The sequence below is a fragment of the Iodobacter sp. BJB302 genome (genome assembly GCF_002735645.1).
In the GTDB taxonomy this organism is placed as follows: domain Bacteria; phylum Pseudomonadota; class Gammaproteobacteria; order Burkholderiales; family Chitinibacteraceae; genus Iodobacter.
Genome location: NZ_PDZG01000007.1, coordinates 40,905 through 61,714, shown reverse-complemented (window position 1 = coordinate 61,714; position 20,810 = coordinate 40,905). Strand labels below are relative to the sequence as shown.

20 protein-coding genes are annotated in these 20,810 nt (G+C 50.9%); 10 read left to right on the top strand and 10 right to left on the bottom strand.

Annotated elements, in window-relative coordinates:
• The first annotated feature begins 70 nt into the window (after positions 1–70).
• The 4 genes from CSQ88_RS03850 to CSQ88_RS03835 all read left to right on the top strand — a co-directional run bounded on the left by CSQ88_RS03850 (position 71) and on the right by CSQ88_RS03835 (position 3,325).
• Complete coding sequence (locus CSQ88_RS03850) at positions 71–604, top strand: hemerythrin domain-containing protein (RefSeq protein ID WP_099396784.1); 534 nt, start codon at positions 71–73, stop codon at positions 602–604.
• Positions 601–1,782, top strand: a complete 1,182-nt coding sequence (locus tag CSQ88_RS03845; RefSeq protein WP_099396783.1) for an NnrS family protein — start codon at positions 601–603, stop codon at positions 1,780–1,782. Before CSQ88_RS03850 ends, CSQ88_RS03845 begins: the two co-directional genes overlap by 4 nt.
• Before the next feature lie 191 nt (positions 1,783–1,973).
• Entirely contained in the window at positions 1,974–2,594 is a 621-nt protein-coding gene (locus tag CSQ88_RS03840) for a 4'-phosphopantetheinyl transferase superfamily protein (RefSeq protein ID WP_143449404.1), read from the top strand.
• Between the two features lie 266 nt (positions 2,595–2,860).
• Complete coding sequence (locus tag CSQ88_RS03835) at positions 2,861–3,325, top strand: ProQ/FINO family protein (RefSeq protein WP_099396781.1); 465 nt, start codon at positions 2,861–2,863, stop codon at positions 3,323–3,325.
• A gap of 79 nt (positions 3,326–3,404) precedes the next feature.
• Here the strand turns inward: CSQ88_RS03835 and CSQ88_RS03830 are convergent, their stop codons facing one another.
• On the bottom strand, positions 3,405–4,391 hold the full coding sequence (locus CSQ88_RS03830) for a TDT family transporter (RefSeq protein WP_099396780.1): 987 nt from the start codon (positions 4,389–4,391) through the stop codon (positions 3,405–3,407).
• A gap of 97 nt (positions 4,392–4,488) precedes the next feature.
• Here CSQ88_RS03830 and CSQ88_RS03825 point away from each other — a divergent pair, with 97 nt between their 5' ends.
• Together CSQ88_RS03825 and CSQ88_RS03820 are read left to right on the top strand one after the other, a co-directional pair.
• On the top strand, positions 4,489–5,373 hold the full coding sequence (locus CSQ88_RS03825; RefSeq protein WP_099396779.1) for a LysR substrate-binding domain-containing protein: 885 nt from the start codon (positions 4,489–4,491) through the stop codon (positions 5,371–5,373).
• 102 nt (positions 5,374–5,475) lie between these two features.
• A complete protein-coding gene (locus CSQ88_RS03820) occupies positions 5,476–7,239 on the top strand; it encodes a SulP family inorganic anion transporter (RefSeq protein ID WP_180273516.1) in 1,764 nt (587 codons plus the stop codon).
• Here the strand turns inward: CSQ88_RS03820 and CSQ88_RS03815 are convergent.
• From CSQ88_RS03815 to CSQ88_RS03780, 8 genes are all read right to left on the bottom strand, one after another.
• Positions 7,142–7,855, bottom strand: coding sequence for an anaerobic ribonucleoside-triphosphate reductase activating protein (locus CSQ88_RS03815; protein WP_099396777.1), 714 nt, complete (start codon positions 7,853–7,855; stop codon positions 7,142–7,144). The two genes, CSQ88_RS03820 and CSQ88_RS03815, sit on opposite strands and share 98 nt — an antisense overlap.
• The gene (gene nrdD / locus CSQ88_RS03810; RefSeq protein ID WP_099396776.1) at positions 7,855–8,034 is read right to left on the bottom strand and encodes an anaerobic ribonucleoside-triphosphate reductase; all 180 of its coding nucleotides are present in this window, start codon (positions 8,032–8,034) and stop codon (positions 7,855–7,857) included. The genes CSQ88_RS03815 and nrdD overlap by 1 nt, the downstream gene beginning before the upstream one ends.
• 166 nt (positions 8,035–8,200) lie before the next feature.
• Positions 8,201–10,195: a ribonucleoside triphosphate reductase gene (locus CSQ88_RS03805; RefSeq protein ID WP_099396775.1), complete on the bottom strand. Its 1,995-nt coding sequence runs from the start codon at positions 10,193–10,195 to the stop codon at positions 8,201–8,203.
• 158 nt (positions 10,196–10,353) lie between these two features.
• Positions 10,354–10,617, bottom strand: a complete 264-nt coding sequence (locus tag CSQ88_RS03800) for a hypothetical protein (protein WP_099396774.1) — start codon at positions 10,615–10,617, stop codon at positions 10,354–10,356.
• 67 nt (positions 10,618–10,684) lie between these two features.
• The gene (gene cobS / locus CSQ88_RS03795) at positions 10,685–11,413 is read right to left on the bottom strand and encodes an adenosylcobinamide-GDP ribazoletransferase (protein ID WP_099396773.1); all 729 of its coding nucleotides are present in this window, start codon (positions 11,411–11,413) and stop codon (positions 10,685–10,687) included.
• Between the two features lie 33 nt (positions 11,414–11,446).
• A complete protein-coding gene (locus CSQ88_RS03790) occupies positions 11,447–12,058 on the bottom strand; it encodes a histidine phosphatase family protein (protein WP_099396772.1) in 612 nt (203 codons plus the stop codon).
• Positions 12,059–12,380: 322 nt separating this feature from the next.
• Positions 12,381–13,418: a nicotinate-nucleotide--dimethylbenzimidazole phosphoribosyltransferase gene (gene cobT, locus CSQ88_RS03785; protein ID WP_099396771.1), complete on the bottom strand. Its 1,038-nt coding sequence runs from the start codon at positions 13,416–13,418 to the stop codon at positions 12,381–12,383.
• A gap of 85 nt (positions 13,419–13,503) precedes the next feature.
• Entirely contained in the window at positions 13,504–14,106 is a 603-nt protein-coding gene (locus tag CSQ88_RS03780) for a GGDEF domain-containing protein (RefSeq protein ID WP_099396770.1), read from the bottom strand.
• Positions 14,107–14,179: 73 nt separating this feature from the next.
• On the opposite strand from CSQ88_RS03780, the gene waaC reads away from it, so the two are divergent.
• Both waaC and waaA read left to right on the top strand, forming a co-directional pair.
• Positions 14,180–15,130, top strand: coding sequence for a lipopolysaccharide heptosyltransferase I (gene waaC / locus CSQ88_RS03775; protein WP_099396769.1), 951 nt, complete (start codon positions 14,180–14,182; stop codon positions 15,128–15,130).
• Complete coding sequence (waaA, locus tag CSQ88_RS03770) at positions 15,127–16,389, top strand: lipid IV(A) 3-deoxy-D-manno-octulosonic acid transferase (protein WP_099396768.1); 1,263 nt, start codon at positions 15,127–15,129, stop codon at positions 16,387–16,389. The genes waaC and waaA overlap by 4 nt, the downstream gene beginning before the upstream one ends.
• Before the next feature lie 158 nt (positions 16,390–16,547).
• Here the strand turns inward: waaA and CSQ88_RS03765 are convergent, their stop codons facing one another.
• Positions 16,548–17,399, bottom strand: a complete 852-nt coding sequence (locus tag CSQ88_RS03765; protein ID WP_099396767.1) for a DMT family transporter — start codon at positions 17,397–17,399, stop codon at positions 16,548–16,550.
• Between the two features lie 250 nt (positions 17,400–17,649).
• Here CSQ88_RS03765 and parC point away from each other — a divergent pair, with 250 nt between their 5' ends.
• Together parC and CSQ88_RS03755 are read left to right on the top strand one after the other, a co-directional pair.
• A complete protein-coding gene (parC, locus tag CSQ88_RS03760; protein WP_099396766.1) occupies positions 17,650–20,016 on the top strand; it encodes a DNA topoisomerase IV subunit A in 2,367 nt (788 codons plus the stop codon).
• 8 nt (positions 20,017–20,024) lie between these two features.
• The gene (locus CSQ88_RS03755) at positions 20,025–20,543 is read left to right on the top strand and encodes a D-alanyl-D-alanine carboxypeptidase family protein (protein WP_099396819.1); all 519 of its coding nucleotides are present in this window, start codon (positions 20,025–20,027) and stop codon (positions 20,541–20,543) included.
• Positions 20,544–20,810 lie beyond the last annotated feature (267 nt).

The following is a 20,810-nucleotide window of genomic DNA, read 5'->3' as shown; positions in this document are numbered from 1 at the left end:
TAAATCAAACCACACTCCCTGTATCTGCGTAAAATCCGACTAAATTAGTCGGGAATTAAGGAGAGGCATCATGTCTTTGTTTTCTGCCGAAACAGTCACCTTTGAAACACCCATTACCATGCTGATGGCTTGCCACGACAGGGTGCGCCAATATGCTGTATTAACCCTCAAGCTAGCTCAATATCTGCAACAAGCAGCACCTGACTCTAAAGCACAGGACGCTGCAGCCAGCATCTTGCGCTATTTCGATGTAGCAGCACCACTGCACCACGACGATGAAGATTTCGATCTATTTCCGCTGCTTAGCCAATACGGCGACGCTGAGCTGAAAGCCATCATTGCATCGACCAGCGCCGAACACGACGCACTTGGCCTGCTCTGGCAAGAGGTACGCAGCTATCTAATCCCACTGGCAGCAGGGCAAGGTGGCAGCCTGCCGCTGGCTTTAGCCAGTGAATTTGCCGAGCGCTACCCCGCCCATGCGGATCTGGAAGAAGACCGTATTTATCCTAGCGCCGAATTGCTGCTTGATGCTCCTACGCTAGCAACAATGGGGCAGAACATGGCAAACCGACGCACCCAAAGCAGTGATAAAACCTTATGAAAACCATTCTCAGCGCCCCTCACCGTATTGGCTTTTTTTGCGGCACTTTATTACTAATTGCAAGCCTTGCTTGGTGGGCCAGCGAAATGCTGTTCAGGGCTGGTGGCAGCACCATGCCCAGCAGCGTTGCGCCGATGTTTTTGCATGGCTATCTGATGCTGTACGGTTTTTTTCCGCTGTTTATGCTGGGTTTTATCTATACAGCAGGGCCCAAATGGCTGGGAGTAGCCAGCCCCTCGGCCAAGCTCTATGTACCGATTTTTATCGCTTATGCCCTAGGCAGCGCCCTCTTGATTGCCGCGCTATTTTGGCAGCCACTGCTTAGCCTTGGCATTGCCTTGCACTGGATTAGTTGGGGAGCCGCCAGCCTTGTCTGGCTCGGCCGTGTGCGGGCCAGCAGCGCCCCAGATCGTGGCCACGCCAATCGTATTGCACTTGCCTTTGCCATGGGGTGGATAGGACAAGCACTAGCGCTGTATTGGGCCGTGTTTGGTGCAACGACAAGCTGGCTGAGTATGGTAGAAATCGGTTTATGGGGATTTCTACTGCCGGTGTATTTAACCGTTAGCCACAGAATGCTGCCGTTTTTCTCTGCCAACGCCATCCCAAACTACAGCGCATGGCGGCCGCTATGGCTGTTAAACGCCATGATTGCCTTATCTTGGGGGCATGGTGCTTTAAAGCTGGCGCATTTCAACAGCCTGCCTGTTGATGCCATATTTGCTGGGCTGCTGCTTTATACCAGTTACCGCTGGCGTCTATTTGCCTCGCTCCAAAACCGGCTCTTAGCCATGCTACACCTCGCCTTTGCTTGGGCGGCGGTCGCTATGCTGCTTTACACCTTACAAGATGCGGCCATGTTGGCTGACTCAACCATTCTGGGATTTGCTCCGCTGCACGCCATCAGCATCGGCTTTTTTGGCACGATGCTGCTGGGCTTTGCCACAAGGGTGAGTCTGGGCCACGCTGGCCTGCCGCTTATCCTCAGCCGCTTGGCTTGGGCACTCTATTGCCTATTGCACGGTGTTGCCATTGCCCGTGTACTGGCCGAAGTGCTGCCTTGGCAAAACACCCTGCTCTGCGCCGCAGCCTTGGGCGCACTGCTCGCCTTCTTGCTATGGGGCAGCCGCTTTATGCCGGTGTATTTAAAGCCCAGGGCGGATGGGAAGGCGGGGTAGTTATACCTAAAACCCAAACCTTAAACCACGGAGGGCCACGGAGAAAAACACACGCAAGGTTTTCTCCGTGAAACTCCGTGTCCTCTGTGCTCTTTGTGTTTCAAGATTTGGGTTTTGCACAGGAAGGAATTTCCGCTGCTGTGTACCGCACCAAGGTATATCATTCCTCATCCTTTGCCCTTGGTTTGCTCATGCTTCACGCCGAAGTACTTCTTACCCAAATCTCGCTTAATCCCTCGCTAAGCAGCGATTCTCTCTCGGCCAGTAGCAAAATTAAGCTGGCGGCAATTCAATCGCCTGCCCGCACTCAGCAATTTATTCTTGGCCGCATACTGCTCGCCCAAGCGGCTACACGAGTTTTAGGATTTGATTACGCGCCTGCTGATATTGAAGAAGGCGAATTTTTCCCTTATTTAAGACTAGCCACTCATTTGCACGCCAGCATTTCGCATAGCGGAGATAGCTTAGGAGTGACGGTCAATGCTGAGCGAGTAGGGCTAGATATTGAAAGCTGCCGCCCCAAGGCCAATATCGCCAGGCTGGCTGAATTTGCACTGCATCAGGATGAAGCCTGCTGGGTTAACGCCATTCCGGAAGAATCACAAGAGCGTTTTTACTTGCTTTGGACACTGCGTGAAGCGGCTTTTAAAGCCGGTATTCGTAAGCAGGTAATCCGTGGCAGCAGCTTAATGATTGACGGGGATATCAAGCCAGCCTGGCACTGGGCCAGTGAAAGAGAGCCCTCTCAACGGGTCAGTATCGCCTGTTTAGCTCCCTGCTTCATGGTTTTAATCCACAAATCCAGCCTTTAGTTGCCATAAGCACAGCACTTCCGGCAAATAGTACCCCTGCTGCCAAAAATACAAAAAACAGGGTGAAATTCAGCCTAAAAGACAAAAAATGCCTGAAAAATTGAGTTTAAAGGTGCTTAATCCGCTTTTTTCAGCGTATTCCAGCAACACAAGCCAGCTAAAAAGCCATTTTCAAAAAGACCGATAAGCGACACTTTGCGATAGTACGGTATATGCAAACGCCGAGTTAAGGTAAGCTACCCCTTCATACCAACCCTAGTTTTCTAATGATGACCGATCAAAATTCAGCTTTAGCCCAAGCATTACAATCTGCGATTGGCGAGAAATCAGCCCGTCAACAGCAAATTATGATTATTGAATTACTTTATCAGCGTTATCCGGTGATGAAGCAGTTCAAGCCTTTAATGATCGGTGTTCATAAAGAACTGGAAAAAGCACTGCCACAATTCGGTGCTAATCATGTACATCGCTCGATTGCGGCCCATTGCCGTAAAGTGCGCTACCTGAAATCGGTAGCCCGTGGCGGTAAGCGCTTTGATCTGAATGGCAAACCGGTAGGCGATGTAACTGCAGAAGAAAAAGCAGCCGCAGCCAAGTTTGTACAAAACATCGAAGACCGCAAAAAGCCACAAACCGCAGCCACAGCAGAAGAAGTGGCGGTTGATCCGATTCTGACCAGCGAAGTGATTGCAGAAGCAGACATCACCGGCGCAGAAAACAAAGCAGAATAAGCTTTGCTCCATAAAAAAAGGCCGCAGCAGCGGCCTTTTTTAATCCCCTCAGTAATCCACTCAGATTACGCAAACCTTCTTATCTGTGCAGCAACTGTCCTGCTTTATATGTAACTGCATCCTCTTTTGTCATAAAGAACATCACATACCGCAGAGCCACATAGCCCACAACTACGGTGGCAACGCCTAATTCAAACTGCGCCAACCATTGAATCTGATTCACATAAGCAGCAGCAAATTCCCATTGCCCAAGCAGGTGGCTCACTTTAAACAGCGCTGTAGCACCAATCACCAACGGGAAAGTAAAGGCAGCATAGCCTGGTGAAAAAGGCAGAATCAGCAGCTTGAAAAAGGCGAGGTAGATAATGCCTGTCATCAGTAGAGCAATCCCAAACAATAGCGCCACAATCAGCAGCGATGGCTCGGCGGTCACGGTTAAGTAGCCAGCAAGTGAAAGGCTGGCAGGGGCCGCCAGAATGGCGATGGTAGGCTTGGCCGCATCGGGTACTTCGTGGCTAAAGATCAGACGGTAAAGCATCAGCGGCAGCATCACGGCGTAGCAAAATATCCCAAACCACAGTAAGCCATTCGCTAAAGCGGCAAACTGCCCGCCGGGGAAGGCCACATCGGCCACGATAATCCCTACCGGCGGCACAAACCAGCTTGGCACCATATGGTGAATTTCAAAGTCTTTAGCCCGATGCCAAATAAACGTCGCCAGAAACACCATATGCAAGATCACGGCAAACAACCAAAGGCCCTCAGCAAAATCGGGAGTGAACTGGCCTAAGGCCTTAGACACCACCATCGTTGCCATTGCAAAGGTAGGGACCACGCTACCCACCACAGGGTGGGCCAAATCTTTCAAGAGTAAACGAGGGTGAAGCACAAATTTGAAAGCTAAGATAAGTAACAGCAAGGCGGCAATTACCGCGCCTAATAATTGGGCTTTACCCGAAAAATCGCCAGCGTTTTCCCAACTCCATCCAAGGCTGGCAAGGCCTAGAGCTAAGCCCGCCATAGGAGTGGGGGCAGCGGCAAGTAATTGATGAATTCGCTTAAACATACGACGACCTTCTTGTTTATTACAGTACAAATAGGATAACGCTCAGATATTGTTTATCATATCTAAATGATTTGAATAAGGCGTTTAGTAAAATCAAATGAAGCTTACTCTGCAACAGCTAAAATCCTTCGCTGCCATTGCCCGTTTTGGCAATCTTGGCACGGCAGCCAATGAGCTGTGCCTGAGTAAAGGGGCCATTTCGCAGTCTTTGCAAGAGTTAGAGCGCCAGCTGGCAACGCCGCTGTTTGATCGGGTTCATCCACGCCTGCAATTAAATGCAGAAGGTAAATTATTACAACCCGTGGCCGAAGAATTACTCGCCCGGATGATGGATATTGAAACGATGTTTGCCAGCGATAGCGAGCCGGTCGGCCAGCTTCGCCTTGGAGCCACCCAAACCATAGGCAACTATTTGCTGCCGATTCTGCTGGCGCGCAGCGACCAGGCCACCACGCCACGCATATCGATTGCCAATACCCATATTCTGAGCCATGCGCTCGCGCATTTTGAGCTGGATCTCGCCTTAATCGAAGGTGAAAACCACCACCCTGACCTGATCGCCGATCCCTGGCTGCAGGATGAAATGTGCATTGTGGCGGCCCAAGCTCACCCTTTGGCCAGGCAGGCTGAGTTGACTATCTCTGCATTGAGCGACGAAACATGGGTACTGCGAGAACCGATGTCTGGCAATCGGGAGCAATTTGAGCAACTGATCCAGCCACAGCTCAGCACAAGCCGAATCGGGCTGGAGCTCAATACCCTGGAGGCGGTGATGTTTGCGGTAGAGCAGGGGCTGGGGATCACTTTTATCTCCAAGCTGGCAGCACAAGACCGTATCAATAACCAACGATTAGCCTGCCTAGCCATGCAACAACGCTTCCCACGCCAGCTTTATCTTGCGTGGCACAGACAAAAATATCACTCCACAGCCTTACGCCGATTTATTCAGTTTTGCAGGGATCAGGCGGGGATGATTTGCTAAAGCGGCACATCAATTCACAACGCTGATGTATCACCCGCGTGGGCAAAATAAAAAATTTTGTCCACCCTGCAAAAAACATTAGCTAAGCTACAGGACCCTGCATTGAACAAACTCTTTCTACGTGCCATCCCTGGGCTGGCGATATTCTTTAATTACCCAAGGGACTGTTGGCGGCAGGATTTGCTGGCGGGATTATCGGTGGCGTCCGTCGCGCTGCCGGTAGGGGTCGCCTATGCCCAGCTGGCGGGGATGAGCCCGATTGCCGGCCTTTATGCCAGCATTCTGCCTATGGTGGCTTACGCGCTGTTTGGCTCTTCACGGCAGTTAATCGTTGGTCCGGATGCCGCCACCTGCGCCATGGTGGCCTCCACTTTGCTGCCGATGGCAATGGGGGATTCTGAGCTGTATATCTCGCTTTCTGTGGCTTTGGCACTGATTACCGGGCTATTTTGCCTACTGGCTAGTCGTTTTAAACTAGGGTTTCTGGCCGACTTTTTATCCCCGCCGATTTTGGCTGGCTTTTTAAACGGCGTAGCGATCAGCATTGCGCTGGGACAGCTGGGTAAATTGCTGGGTTTTACTTTTCAAAAGCATGACTTTATTGGCCGGATTCTCGAGCTGCCAGATCACCTGCCCGAGCTTCATCCTGCCACAGCAGTCATTGGCCTTGGTACGCTGTTAGCCATTCAAATGATTAAACGCCTGCTGCCTAAGCTGCCCACTGCCCTTGTTGCCATGGGGCTGGCAGGGTTAATCATCTTTAGTCTGAATTTACAAAACGCAGGCATTGCCATCATCGGCTTATTGCCAGCTGGCCTGCCCACCCTGCACTGGCCCACCATCCCCAGAGCCCATCTGGGTGAGTTACTCGGGGCAGGGGCGGGGCTAGCGCTGATCAGCTTTAGCAGCGCCATTCTGACTGCCCGTAGCTTTGCCGCCAAAAATCGCTATGAGATCGATGCCGATAGAGAATTTACCGCGTTGGGTATAGCGAATATTGCTGCGGCTTTTTCACAAGGCTTTGTGATTAGCGGTGCGGATTCCAGAACGGCAGTCAATGATCATGCCGGTGGTAAAACACAAATGGTGAGCCTGGTTGCGGCAGCAGCCATCGCCATTGCCATCGCGCTATTTACCGCCCCGCTGCAATATGTGCCGATTGCCGCACTGGCCGCTGTGCTGATAACCGCCTCGTTTGGGCTGATGAGTTTTGCCAATTTTATTTATTTTCGCCAGGCCAGCCGTGGCGAATACGGTATTGCCATCCTTACCGTGATTGGCGTGGCCTGCGTCGGCGTGATGCAGGGCATGCTGTTTGCCGTGTTAATGGCGACACTGCGGCTACTCGTTAAGCTGGCCCGGCCACATGAAAGCCTGCTGGGCGTTTATCCTTGCAAAAACAGTTTTCACGATTTATCCCACCACCCAGCCGCAGCCCCCATTGATGGCATGCTGGTGTATCGCTTTGATGCCTCGCTTAATTTCTTTAACGCCAATTTCTTCCGCCAGCGGGTTTTATCTTTAGCCGACAGTACATCGCCGCATGTTTCATGGGTGGTGCTGGATACGGTGCCAATCAATCAAATCGATATCGCGGGCATAGAAACCATCATTATTTTGCAAAGAGAGTTAAAAGAGCGCGGCATCGCCCTTGCCCTGGCCGGGCGTAAAAAACAAACCGAATTTATCGCCGCCCGCCACCATAAGCTGGATGAATTACACGCCAATTTCCTGATTTTCTCCAGCTTAAAACAGGCTTATCGCGCCTTCAGGCAGCAAGTGTTAGTACAAACTCAAACGATGCAAACTGCTGCTCAATTGCCGCTAAAGTGGCAGGCTGAGGAAAATGAAGCTGAGCAGAATTAATCAAAGCGGGCTCGATACAGCCAGCAGGCCTGAAGGATTGCAAGACATAGCGCTGCACACCTGCCTTGCTTAAGGTTTGAGCAAGAGCAATCAGCTCATCCTCGCTATGTAAGCTGGGATGGATAGTGCTGCGGCATTCCAGTGCCACCTTGCTAGCCAGCAGCAGCTTTAATGAAGCACTGGCGACAGCACCACTGCCTGTTATCTGCGTGATTTTTTCATACTGCATAAAATCACTTTTGATATCAAAACCCACCCAGTCCAGATAGGGCAGACATTCCTGTAAACGCTTGGGATAGGAGCCGCCACTATGCAGCCCAATCTTAAAGCCCAGTGCTTTTACGGCATGCATCATCTCTGGTAACTGGGGCTCAATCAGCGGCTCGCCCCCCGAAAAAACCACCGCATCCAAAAGACCACGGCGCGTTTTTAACCAGATGAGGATTTCATCCCACTGTGGTGCTGCATCCTGCTGCTCACGCGCTTGTAAATGCGGGTTATGACAGTAGCCACAGCGCCAGGGGCAGCCCGCCAGAAACACCACGCAAGCCAGCTCGCCGGGATAATCACAGCTGGAAAACGGCACCAAGCCGCCAATCTTGGGCGCGGGCTTCATTAGGAAGCGGTATTACATTCGTTAAAAAATTGCCTTTCTTTAAATTCGCCCTTCTTACCAATATTAAAACTGCTCACCGGCCGGTGATAACCCATTACCCGCGTCCAGACTTCGCAGCGGGTGCGTTCTTCATCTTTAAGCTCTGGGGCCAGCTTGGTTTGAACCGATAAATCACTCATGATTTTTTCCTGTTAAGTTTAATTAAGATCTAAACCCAAATCTTGAACCACGGAGTTAAGGAGAACACAGAGTCACACGGAGGAAATCAAAACAAGGTTTTCTCCGTGAAACTCCGTGTTCTCTGTGTCCTCCGTGGTGCAAGATTTGGGTTTGAAAAAATACTTCCTAGCCTAGCGCACAGCACTTCTTCGCCAGCAATTCGTCATCGCACTTTGGGCAAAATTCGTGGTGGCCGCTCAGGTAGCCGTGTTTCGGGCAGATAGAGAAGGTTGGCGTGATGGTGATATAGGGCAGGCGATAGTTGGTCAGCGCTTTTTTCACCAGCGCTTTACACGCTGCGGGGCTGGAAATCGCCTCGTTCATATACAGATGCAAAACCGTGCCGCCGGTGTATTTACGCTGCAATTCCTGCTGACGGCCCAGGGCTTCGAACGGATCATCTGTAAAGCCAACCGGCAGCTGGCTGGAGTTGGTATAGAAGGGCTGCTCCACCGTGCCTGCTTGTAAAATATCGGGGTAAAACTTCTTATCTTCTTTGGCAAAGCGGTAAGTCGTGCCTTCGGCAGGCGTGGCTTCCAGATTATAAAGATGGCCGGTTTCTTCCTGAAATTCGCTCATTTTGGCGCGGATATGATCGAGCAGGCGGATGGCTAAGGCATAACCTGCTTCCGTGCTGATATCGTATTGATCATCGCTAAAATTGCGAATCATCTCGTTAATGCCATTCACCCCCAGCGTGCTGAAGTGATTACGCAGCGTGCCTAAGTAACGCTTGGTATAGGGGTAAAGGCCGCCATCAATTAAGCGGCCAATCAATTTGCGTTTAATTTCTAAAGATTGCTTGGCCAAATCCATCAGCTGATCGACACGCGCCAGGAGGCCCGCTTCATTACCTTTGAATTCGTAACCAATCCGCGCGCAATTTATGGTGACCACGCCCAGCGAGCCAGTCTGCTCGGCAGAGCCAAATAAACCATTACCGCGCTTTAACAGCTCGCGCAGATCAAGCTGCAAGCGGCAGCACATGGAGCGCACCATATGCGGCTCCAGATCCGAATTTAAGAAATTCTGGAAATAGGGCAGGCCATACTTAGCGGTCATTTCAAACAAAAGATCGGTATTGGGGTGATCCCATGCAAAATCTTTGGTGATGTTGTAGGTGGGAATCGGGAATGTAAATACGCGGCCCAGAGCATCGCCTTCCATCATTACTTCGATATAGGCACGATTAATCATATCCATTTCGGTTTGCAAATCACCGTAGCTAAATGGCATTTCCTTGCCACCCACATAGGGGATTTGTTCGCGCAGGTCTTCCGGGCAAATCCAATCGAAAGTCAGATTGGTAAACGGCGTTTGCGTGCCCCAGCGGCTGGGCACATTCAGGTTGTAAATCAGTTCCTGGATATACTGCTTTACCTGTGTGTATTGCAGATTATCGGCACGAATAAACGCTGCCATATAGGTATCAAATGAGCTAAATGCCTGCGCGCCCGCCCATTCATTTTGCAAAGTACCTAAAAAGTTAACAATCTGGCCAATGGCGGCTGAGAAATGCTTAGGCGGCTTGGCTTCTACCTTGCCCGGCACACCATTAAAGCCTTCTTGCAAGAGGCGGCGTAAAGACCAGCCTGCACAATAGCCAGACAGCATATCCAAATCATGAATATGCATGGCACCAGAGCGATGCGCCTCGCCAATTTCTGGCGGATAAACATGGCTTAGCCAGTAATTAGCTATCATCTTGCCGCTGGTATTTAAAATCAGCCCGCCTAAGCTCCAGCCCTGATTGGCATTGGCATTGACCCGCCAGTCTGATTGATCCAGATATTCATTAATCGACGATTCAACATCCACCACGGTGCGCACATCCGAGCGCAAACGGGCATGTTGGCTGCGGTAAGCAATAAATGCACGGGCTGTTTTTAAATAATGATATTGCAGTAGCGCTTCTTCAGCCTGATCCTGAATCTGCTCGATGGTGGGGGTGAGATCACCCTGCAAGCGGCTGCTAATCAGCGTACTTAGGCGGATTGCTTCTGCCTCGTTAAACTCACCGGTTACGCGGCTGGCATTCAGCAGGGCAAGGCGAATTTTATCGATATCAAAAGGCACGATGCGGCCATCGCGTTTCAGCACATATTGCGGGTATATGGTCATTTTTCCCCACCTAGACTAGGGTAGAATATTTTTACAGACCACAATATATGGTGTTTTAAACCTATGTGCTTAGCTAGATATGGGGTATTTGACCAGAATCAAATACTTTCAGGATAGGCTTGCAAAGCGGGCAGAATGCCCGCTCCGGATCAGTAAAATTAATAATCAGGCTGGCCGTGCGCGGTCAGAATATAATCGTTTTTCGCCAGGTCCATCGGCTCACCCACATAGGGTTGCAGCAGGGCAATACGGGCGGCATCCAGCATATAAGAGAGCTTCATTTCAGGATCTGGCTTATCTTGCTCATGGCGAAACATGCTGAATAAAAACTCAACGCTGATGGTTTCGGCTATGGCCAAATGCCCGATAAAACCACCATCCATGCCTTTTTCCCAGACTTCAATATTGCGGATAATTTTCATAAACCGTTCCTATAAACACCACAATCAACGTTTTTTTACAGGGTACACAACTGCGCTTCGGTCCGCCTTATATGACAAGAGCAAGCACGCAAAATAACAACCCTGTTTCAGTAATCTCTATTCCCGCCCCCAGGCAATCCCCTGTCATCCCGCCCAATTTATACATCAGCCATTTGGCATAAGCCAAAATCAACAAGGGAGCCAGCATTAATGCGGGGGCAATAAAATAGGACAGCAGCAAAAGCGCAGCTAAAAGAATATACAGCGAGTAGCTGGTTTTTTGCCATGCAAATTGCTCAGCCATGCCGGGCGCTAAGGCTGGTAGGCGGCTCCAATACAAAACGCCGAAGCGCGCCCATGCGGGGATCAGCAAAAGCGCCAGCCACTCTTGTTGTTTGGCCAGCAGCATTAAGAGCACCAGCTTGGCGGCAGATTGGCAAATCAGCGCCAACACGCCAAAGCTGCCCAGATGCGGGTCTTTCAGCACCGCCAAAAACCGTTCCGGATCACGATGCGCAGCGCCTAAACCATCCGACATATCGGCAAGCCCATCTAAATGCAGGCCGCCGGTAATCCATGTCCAGAGCAAAAACCCCGCCAAAGCCGCCAGCCAAGGGTCTGCTTTAGCAGCCCCAAACACCGCCGCGCTTAAAAACGCACCAATCAATAGCCCAACCACAGGAAACCACGGTGCGGCAGCGGCAAGTAAAGCCGGCTCAAACTGACGAATCTGCGGCGTAGGCAGGCGGGTTAAAAACTGCACCGCGAGCACGGGCTCGCGCCAGTCAAATTTCATGATTTATTCCAATTTCTGAGATCATCAAGCTCACTAACCCAACACAACTTCATTATCAATCCCCTGCAAAATAGGCGGATATTCATCATCCCAATAAAGCGTAATCATCCCCGCATGCGCCAGCCAAAACTGGCTATGCCGCGATGCAGGCAGGCCCAGCCACTCCAGCAACAGTGCTTTCGCCACACCACCGTGAGTAATCAATACCCTATGATCCCCCTTGCCAGCTTGCAGCCATAAGCGAAAAGCGGCATTCACCCTGGCAGAGAAATCCGCCCAGCTTTCAATACCAGCCTCCGTATAACCCGCAGGATTATGTGACCAAAGCGCCCAGGCAGCCTGCTGCTGTTCGCTCCATTGCGCCTTGGGTAAACCATCCAGCTCACCAAAATGCATTTCACGTAAATTGCGATCGATATGGCAATCCAGCCCCGCTGTTGCCGCCAATTGCCAAGCAAAGCCCGCACAGCGGCCAAGATCAGAGCTGGCAATGCTGCCCGGGGGAAAACGGGCAAAGTAATCATTGCGGCCAGCCAGCTGCTGCTCACCCAATTGGGATAAGGGCAGATCGGTATGGCCGATTAGCATCCCCTTTGGGGCAACCGTAGCGCCATGCCGCAAAAGCGTAAGCCGAAAATTACTCATGATTGAATACCGAAAGCTGGAAAAAGGTTTGTAGGCACAGAGGCCAGTGAGAAAACAGAGAAAACATAAAAATTAAACAACAGCAGAAATTCCATTCCAGAATAAAACCCAAATCTTAAACCACGGAGTTAAGGAGAACACAGAGGGCCACGGAGAAAAACAAAGCAAGGTTTTCTCCGTGAAACTCCGTGTTCTCTGTGTCCTCCGTGGTTTAAGATTTGGGTTTTAGGAGTGATTAACTCTTATGCCTTTCTCTGTGTGTTCTGTGTTCTCACCGCTCTCTGTGTCTACAGAACTAAGGTTTTTCCAGAAAAGAAAATGCTTACTTCGTCGTAATCCCCGCCGATGAAAACGTGGCCATATCGCGGTGCAGTGCGAGGGCGCTTTGGATGAGGGGGAGGGTGAGCGCTGCGCCGCTGGCCTCGCCTAAACGCAGGCCCAGTCGCAAAATGGGCTCCAGCTGCAAGGCGGCAAGTGCAAGGCGATGGCCTTTTTCATCAGAGCAATGGCTGGCCAGCAGCCAATCGGCCACTTCGGGCTTGTTTTTAACGGCAACCAAGGCGGCGGCCGTTGAAATGAACCCATCCAGTAATGCCGGGATTCCCGCTTCGGCAGCGCCGGTATAAAAGCCAGCCAAGGCGGCGATTTCTAAACCACCGACTTGCATCAGCCAGTCTTTAGCGGTCACTGCACCGGCAGCACGGGCGCGGGCAAGCGCATCTTTTACCACTTGAATTTTATTTTCACGGCTTTGGAGGGTAATACCTGTGCCAAGGCCGACGATTTCTTCCGGATCGATATCAGTCAACGCACAAATCAGCGCGGCGGCGGCGGTGGTATTACCTATGCCCATTTCCCCGCCAATCAAAAGCGTTTTGCTGCGCACCAGGCCTTCTTGTGCACTGCCCACACCAATCGCCCAAGCCTTATTGCATTCCTGCTCGCTCATTGCTGGCTGAAGGCGCAAATTAGCCGTACCGGCACGCACCGGCACTCTGAACAGCTGTGCACTGCTGCCCGCAGTTACGGCGTAATGGCTGGCTACGCCTACATCCACTACCGACAAGCTTGCCCCGGCTTCACGGGCCAAAACACTAATTGCAGCACCACCCGCCACAAAATTAGCCACCATTTGCCCGGTAACTTCTGCAGGGAAGGCAGATACCCCTTCGGCAGCCACACCATGATCGGCAGCAAAAACCACAATCGCAGGCTGCAAGCGAGCTGGCATCGCCGAATTTGAACGCGCAGCAAACCAGACTGCCAACTCTTCAAGCTTGCCTAAGCTGCCCTGCGGCTTAGTTAATTGGGCCTGATGAAGTCGTGCAGCAGTAGCAAGCGCTTGATTTGGAGTAGACATGGGAGGGGCCAGGCAAAAAGAATGCACCGTAGACGATGCACATTCATCATGCAAGCAGATAGTAAAGAGCGTCTGACTTAAAGCATTAATACATCACTTTATTTGGCCCTGTTGTCATTGCTTTTTGCAATGCAGTATCTGCAGCTAATAATAAATCTTCAGTGCTGTCCATTTCTGTTTGTGTCTGGGCAACGCCAATACATACAGTCATGGCGAATTCCAGACCATCGGGCATCATTATTCTTTTTTCTTCTGCTTTTCTTCGGATACGCTCTGCAACAACAATGGCGCCGTCAAGAGGAGTATCAGGCAGCAGCAGGGCGATTTCTTCACCTGAAAAACGGGCAATCAAATCAAAATCCCGAACGCTTTGCCTGCAGGCTTGCGCGATATGCTGCAAGGCCAAATCACCCCCAATCTGGCCGTATGATTTATTCAGGTTGCGTAAATCATCAACATCAATGATTAAAGCGCTAAGCGGGTTAGAAAAACGCTGGCTGCGGTTAACCTCACGCGCGGCAATATCCAAAAAATGCCGCCGGCTGGATAAACCAGTAAGCGGGTCTTTACCGATTAATCCTGTGAGCTTTATTTTCTGCAAGCGGCGTTCGCGCTCGCTCCACAGCCATAAGCCAAACATCAGCAGCACCAATGCCCATGGTATAAAAAGTATGATTTTATCGATCATTATTAACTAATCCAGTAACAATGCGTCTTTGTCAGTGTAGTTCTTATAAAGCAAGTGCGGGTAGAATGCTGCCATGTTTCAGACCCTCATTATTCGTCTCTCCTCGATGGGAGACATCATTCATAATTTCCCTGCTCTTAGCGATTTAGCAAGGCACCGGCCCGACATTGCCATTGATTGGGTGGTAGAAGAGAGCTTTGCGGCCCTACCTGCTTTACACCCTGCAATACGCACGGTAATTCCCACGGCATTAAGACGCTGGCGTAAAGCACCGCTTAAATCAAAAGCAGAATTTATTCACTTTCGCCGCAAATTACGCCATCACCAATATGATTTAATTATTGATTCACAAGGCTTAATTAAAAGTGCCTTTATTGCCAAACAAGCCATTGGCCCAATTAGCGGTTACGACAAAGCATCAGCAAGGGAAGGCTTAGCCAGCCTGGCGTATCAGCACAAGCACGCTGTGCCACGTAATCAGCACGCCATTCTCAGAAACCGCCAGCTTAGCGCGCAGGTGTTTAACTACAAAATTGATGACACCATCGATTATGGCCTGAATATTCCACAGCTTGATTTGCCATGGCGCCCGGCTCAAAGCTATGCGGTGCTGCTTTCCGCAACCAGCCGAAGCGATAAAGAATGGGCAGAAGACAACTGGATTGAGCTTGGTACACGCCTGAATGCAATGGGAATCAGCAGCGTTCTGCCATGGGGTAATGCACAAGAGCAAGAACGCAGCCTGCGCCTGGCAGCCGCCATCCCCAATGCGGTTTGCCCGCCACGGATAAGCTTAGCCGAAGCAGCATCGCTTCTGGCATCCAGCCGGATTGTGGTGGGTGTAGATACTGGGCTTGCCCATCTTGCAGCAGCAGTCGCTGTGCCTGTAGTCGCTATTTTTTGTGCATCCGATCCACAGCTCACCGGCGTTCTGGCCAGCAGCTATGCCATTAATTTAGGCCACAACGGCGCACCACCAAGCCTGGAATCAGTCTGGCAAGCCACGCTGGATGGCATGAAATGAGCCGCTGGCTTTATCGCGCTCTGCTCTGCTGCGCTTTTCCTCTTATCTTTTTATATCTGCTTAAACGCTCCAAACGCCAGCCTGCTTACCGCCAGCACTGGCGCGAGCGGCTGGGCTTTTACAACAGCAAGCCAAATAGCGCTCCATTAATTTGGCTGCACGCGGTATCTGTGGGCGAAACCCGTGCCGCAGCGCCTTTAGTTGCTGCGCTTAAAACAGCCTATCCGCAGCACCGGTTTTTAATCAGCTGCATGACGCCAACAGGCCGGGCCACCGCACAAGAGTTATTTGCCGGCTTCGCCGAAATCGTCTATCTGCCTTACGACTATCCCAGCGCAGCAGGGCGCTTTTTAAAGCATTTTCAGCCCAGCTTTGGCGTGCTGATGGAAACCGAAATCTGGCCCAATCTGATCCACGCATGTGCAGATCACAAAATGCCCTTGTTTTTAGCCAATGCGCGTTTATCCGGGAAATCGCTCAAGGGCTATTTAAAGATCCGCTCTTTAATCACACCTGCCGTCGCCCGCCTTGCCGGTGTATTGGCACAAAGCGAAATGGATGCGGCACGCTTAAAGCAATTAGGCAGCAGCAATACGCATATTGTTGGCAATATCAAATTTGATAATCTGCCTGATGAAAGCGCCATCGCCCATGGGCTAAGCTGGCGTTCCAACTTTGGCCTCCGCAATGTGCTGCTATTTGCATCCAGCAGGGATGGCGAAGAAGCACTGCTGCTTGATGCTTTAGCCACTTGGCCCGAATCACTACTATTAATTCTGGTACCACGCCATCCGCAGCGTTTTGAAGAAGTCGCCACGCTTTTAGAGCAGCGGGGTTTGCAGGTATTAAAACGTAGCGCTTGGGATGAGGGCCCTGTAGCAAACCATGTGCAAGTCTTGCTAGGCGACTCAATGGGGGAAATGACGCGCTACTACGCAGCCAGCGATCTGGCCATTATCGGCGGCTCCATCCTGCCTTTTGGCAGCCAGAACCTGATCGAAGCCTGCGCCTTGGGCACACCCGTATTACTTGGCCCATCCACCTATAACTTTAGTCAGGCCGCTCAGCAAGCCATCACCATCCATGCAGCATGGCAAGGCGAAGACATCCACGCCATCATCCAGCAAGCCAAGTATTTATTAGCCCACACCAACGAGCGCAAAGCCATGGGGCAAGCAGGCAAATCCTTCGCCAGCGCACATCGTGGGGCGACTCAGAAGCTGCTTTCTTATTTGCCACCTTGCATACCAAAATATTGAAATACAGAGACATGCAGGGTGGGCACAATGGCGTGCTCATTCTGCAAATATTTTCCACTCACAGAGAAACCTAAATTGATCATATGGTTTTCTCCGTGAAACTCCGTGTTCTCTGTGACCTCCGTGGTTCAAGATTTGGGTTTTCACCACATACCCAATCACCCCCTCCCTCTCTGCGCCAGCAAATGCACCGCCAGCCCCAGCAAAATACACGCTGTTCCCCAAATCAAAGATCCCGAAACTTCTTCGCCATTCAGGCTGTATCCCATCCATAAAGCCGTCGCTGGCGTAATCAGGGATATAAGTGACACGGTAATCGGCTTGCATTCGCGGATCAGCCAGTAATACAGGCTAAAGCCCAGCACCGAGCCAAACACCGCTAAATAGCCAATCGCAGCTAAGCTTTGCTTGGGGAAAGTTAAATTTGTGACATCGGTTTGCCATACGCACACTGCGCTCAGCACCACCGTTGCAATGCTTAATGCCCCTGCATTCACCGCCAGTGGCGATTGTCCGGCGGCTAGTTTTTTAAGTTTTACTGCCGCCGCAGCCTGCATCAATACCGCGAGCAGCACCACCGCCACACCCGATACGCCAGCCGAGTTTAACTTTTCAGCAAATATAATCAGCAAACCAGTGATACCAATCACCATCGCCAGCACTTCAAAACGACGTAATTTTAAGCCCAGCCATAGCCATGAAAAACCGGCTGTAGCCAAAGGGATCAAGCCAAACAACACCGCAACTAAACCAGACGATACGGTTTGTGATGCCCAATAAACGCAGAGCATGGCCAAAGAGGTAGCAATGCCAGCACAGGCACTGGCTGGCCAGCTGCTGGCAGGTATTTTTTGCCTGCAAACAATCAGCACAAGAAGTGCTAAGGCAGCCGCCAACCCAAAACGAGAAGCGAGTGCGGCAGAGTAGGGCACGCCTTGCACGCTCCAGTTAATCGCCAAAGGCGTGGTGGACCAGAGTAAAACCAAAATTAAATACGCTATTTTTTGCATGGATTATTCTTATTTTTTCCACCTTTTACACACGTCAATTTCAACAGAAATAATACAAGACATAAAAAGTGAGTAGATTCGGGCGAGTATCTAGGCATACTATCTTGCCTTCAATGCAGGCCCACTCATACTAAAAGCAAATGCCCCTGCTGTTCTGCAAGCAGTTGCAAGGACATTGTGACATTTTGCATGCAGAGTGCAGGCTTGATAATTAGCTACAATCCCATCCTCAAATGTTCCACGTGAAACCATGACTCAGCACGATATAGAACCTAATGATGCCGACGAGTTGGAAAGCATCGCAGATCAAGGCCCGCGCCGTTTTGTTGAAGCGCAGATCTCAGCTACTCCGGACGATGCCGAATCCGTACAGCTAGGCTTGTACGCAGAAAAAAGCTATCTCGAATACGCAATGAGCGTGATTAAAAGCCGCGCCTTACCCCAAGTGGAAGACGGGCAAAAACCGGTACAACGCCGCATTCTTTACACCATGCATGGCCTTGGCCTGGTTGCTAACGCCAAGCCGATTAAATCGGCACGTATTGTCGGTGATGTAATGGGTAAGTACCACCCGCACGGCGATCAATCTGCTTATGACGCACTGGTGCGTATTGCTCAGGACTTCTCGCTGCGCTATCCGCTGATCGATGGTCAGGGTAATTTTGGCAGCCGCGATGGCGATGGCGCTGCAGCGATGCGATATACCGAAGCACGCTTAACGCCAATTGCCGAGCTGCTGCTGAGCGAGCTGGATAAGGGCACTACCGATTTTGTGCCCAACTATGATGGCGCATTCCAGGAGCCTTCCTTACTGCCCGCACGCCTGCCTATGCTGCTGCTGAACGGTGCATCGGGGATTGCTGTAGGTATGGCAACGGAAATCCCGGCACACAATCTGGGTGAAGTGGCTGATGCGGCTATTGCGCTGATTAAAAAGCCCACGCTTTCCACCAGCGATTTGCTCACCTATATCCAGGGGCCGGATTTACCCGGCGGCGGGCAGATTATCTCGCCACGCAAGGATATTATAACGGCCTATGAAAATGGCCGGGGCAGCTTAAAAGTTCGCGCCCGCTGGACCAAAGAAGACTTAGCCCGTGGCCAGTGGCAAATTGTGATTAATGAATTGCCACAAGGCACTTCCACCCAAAAAGTGCTGGAAGAGATTGAAGATTTAAGCAATCCAAAAATCAAAAAGGGCAAGAAAGCCCTGACTCAGGAACAGATTCAAACCAAGCAACTGATCCTGTCTTTAATCGACAGAGTAAGGGACGAATCAGGCAAGGAAAACGCCGTTCGCCTGGTGATCGAGCCCAAATCATCGCGGCAAAATCCAGACGATATGATGAAACTGCTGCTGGCGCATACAGCACTGGAAAGTGGTTTATCCATCAATATGGTAACCATTGGCCGCGATGGCCGCCCAGGGCAAAAGTCACTGCAGCAAGTGATTGCCGAATGGATTTCTTTCCGTTTTGATACCGTTACACGCCGCACCGAGCATCGTCTGGGGCAGGTAAATGATCGCATGCATATTTTAGAAGGCCGCTTAATTGTCTTCTTAAATATCGACGAAGTGATCCGTATTATTCGTCATAGCGACGAGCCTAAATCGGCGCTGATTGAAGCGTTTAATTTAAGCGATCGCCAAGCCGAAGATATTTTAGAAATCCGCCTGCGCCAGTTAGCGCGCCTGGAAGGCATTAAGCTTGAACAAGAGCTGGCTGATTTAGCAAAAGAAAAAGCCGAGCTTGAGCATCTTTTAGCTACGCCAGAAGTCATGCAAAAGCTGATCATTAAAGAAATTGAAGCGGATAAAAAGAAGTTTGCCGATCCGCGCAGAACGCTGATTGTAGAAGCAGAACGTGCCTCGCTGGAAGTCACGGTAGTGGATGAGCCGCTCACGATTATCTTGTCTGAAAAAGGCTGGATGCGTGCACGCCAGGGCCATGGGCTTGATCTGCAAAACCTGAGCTTTAAAGACGGCGATGCAATGCTGGCCTTTATTGAATGCCGCTCTGTTGACCCGATGGCGATGTTTGCCAGCGATGGCCGGGTATACAGCATTCAAGCCTCGGTGATTCCGGGCGGCAGGGGAGATGGCGTACCTGTTACTACTCTGGTCGATCTGGCGGCTAAATCACAAATTATTCAACTGCTGGCTGCAAAACCACAAGAACACTTAGTGATTGCCAACTCCAGCGGCTACGGTTTTTATTGTCTGTTTGAAAACCTGATGAGCCGCCAAAAAGCAGGCAAGAGCTTTTTGAACCTGGAAGATGGTGAAACGCTGCTTAAGGTTTCTACTTTTGTTCCACGTGAAACATCGCAAGTTGCTTGTCTGTCCAAAGGCGGCAAGTTACATCTGTTTGCCTTTAGTGAGTTTAAGCAGTTAACAGGCGGTGGGCGTGGTGTGATTACCATGGCACTGGATGATAAAGACACGCTCTCGGCCATTACAATTTGCGATGGCGTCACTTTACAAATCAATGGCACAGGCCGCGCTGGTAAAGCTGTGGAATGGAAGCTGAATGTAAATGAAATGGCACCTTATCAGGGTAAGCGCGCGCGTAAAGGTAAACCAATCAGCTCCAACCTGAAGTTTCCGAGTTTCTGATCATGGCCATGACGGCGTTGATTGCAGCGGCTTGGGCTGAGTTGGGTATTCCACTTGATCTGCTTGATCATCGACCTTTGCAGCTTTTTGAAGAGGCGAGCGAGCTGGTTGATGTGGCCATCGCCAGCGATGGCCGGGTGTGGCAGCTCACCCCAAGTGCAGCAGCAGCATGGCTGGCGATGCAGGCGGCTGCACAGGCGGATGGCATCGATATCCGCATCGCTTCTGCTTACCGGGCATCCAGCCGTCAGTGTGAACTGATTCAAAGAAAGTTATCGCAGGGGCAGGATATCGGGCAGATCTTGCAAGTGCTTGCCCCGCCTGGCTGCAGTGAGCACCACACCGGCCGGGCTGTAGATATCTACCAGCCCGGCGGGCCTGTGGTTGAAGAAGCCTTTGAAGCTACCTCTGCATTTAATTGGTTAAACCTCAACGCCGCACGCTTCGGTTTTAATCTGTCGTTCCCACGCGGTAATCCATCCGGCTATCTTTATGAGCCATGGCATTGGTGCTGGCATGATGGATAGAGGTGAAACCTGTGTCTTTATTTAACATTACTCGCAGGTTTTACCCCATATTTGCTAAGCAAATTGTTTTTCATTAGCAAACCTCGAAAAAATATAACAACCACGCTCTTTGCATAGGGCTTGGTTCAGGCTCCCTTGAAACAAGCGGGGCGGGGTTTCGGCCAGAGGCAGTGAGGCACGAGCGAGTCTCGCCCGCCGTCGAATCGATTGTCCGCAGCGCAGGGGCCTTCGTGGTTTTGAGTTTGCGGTTTTGCTTCCTTTCTTGGC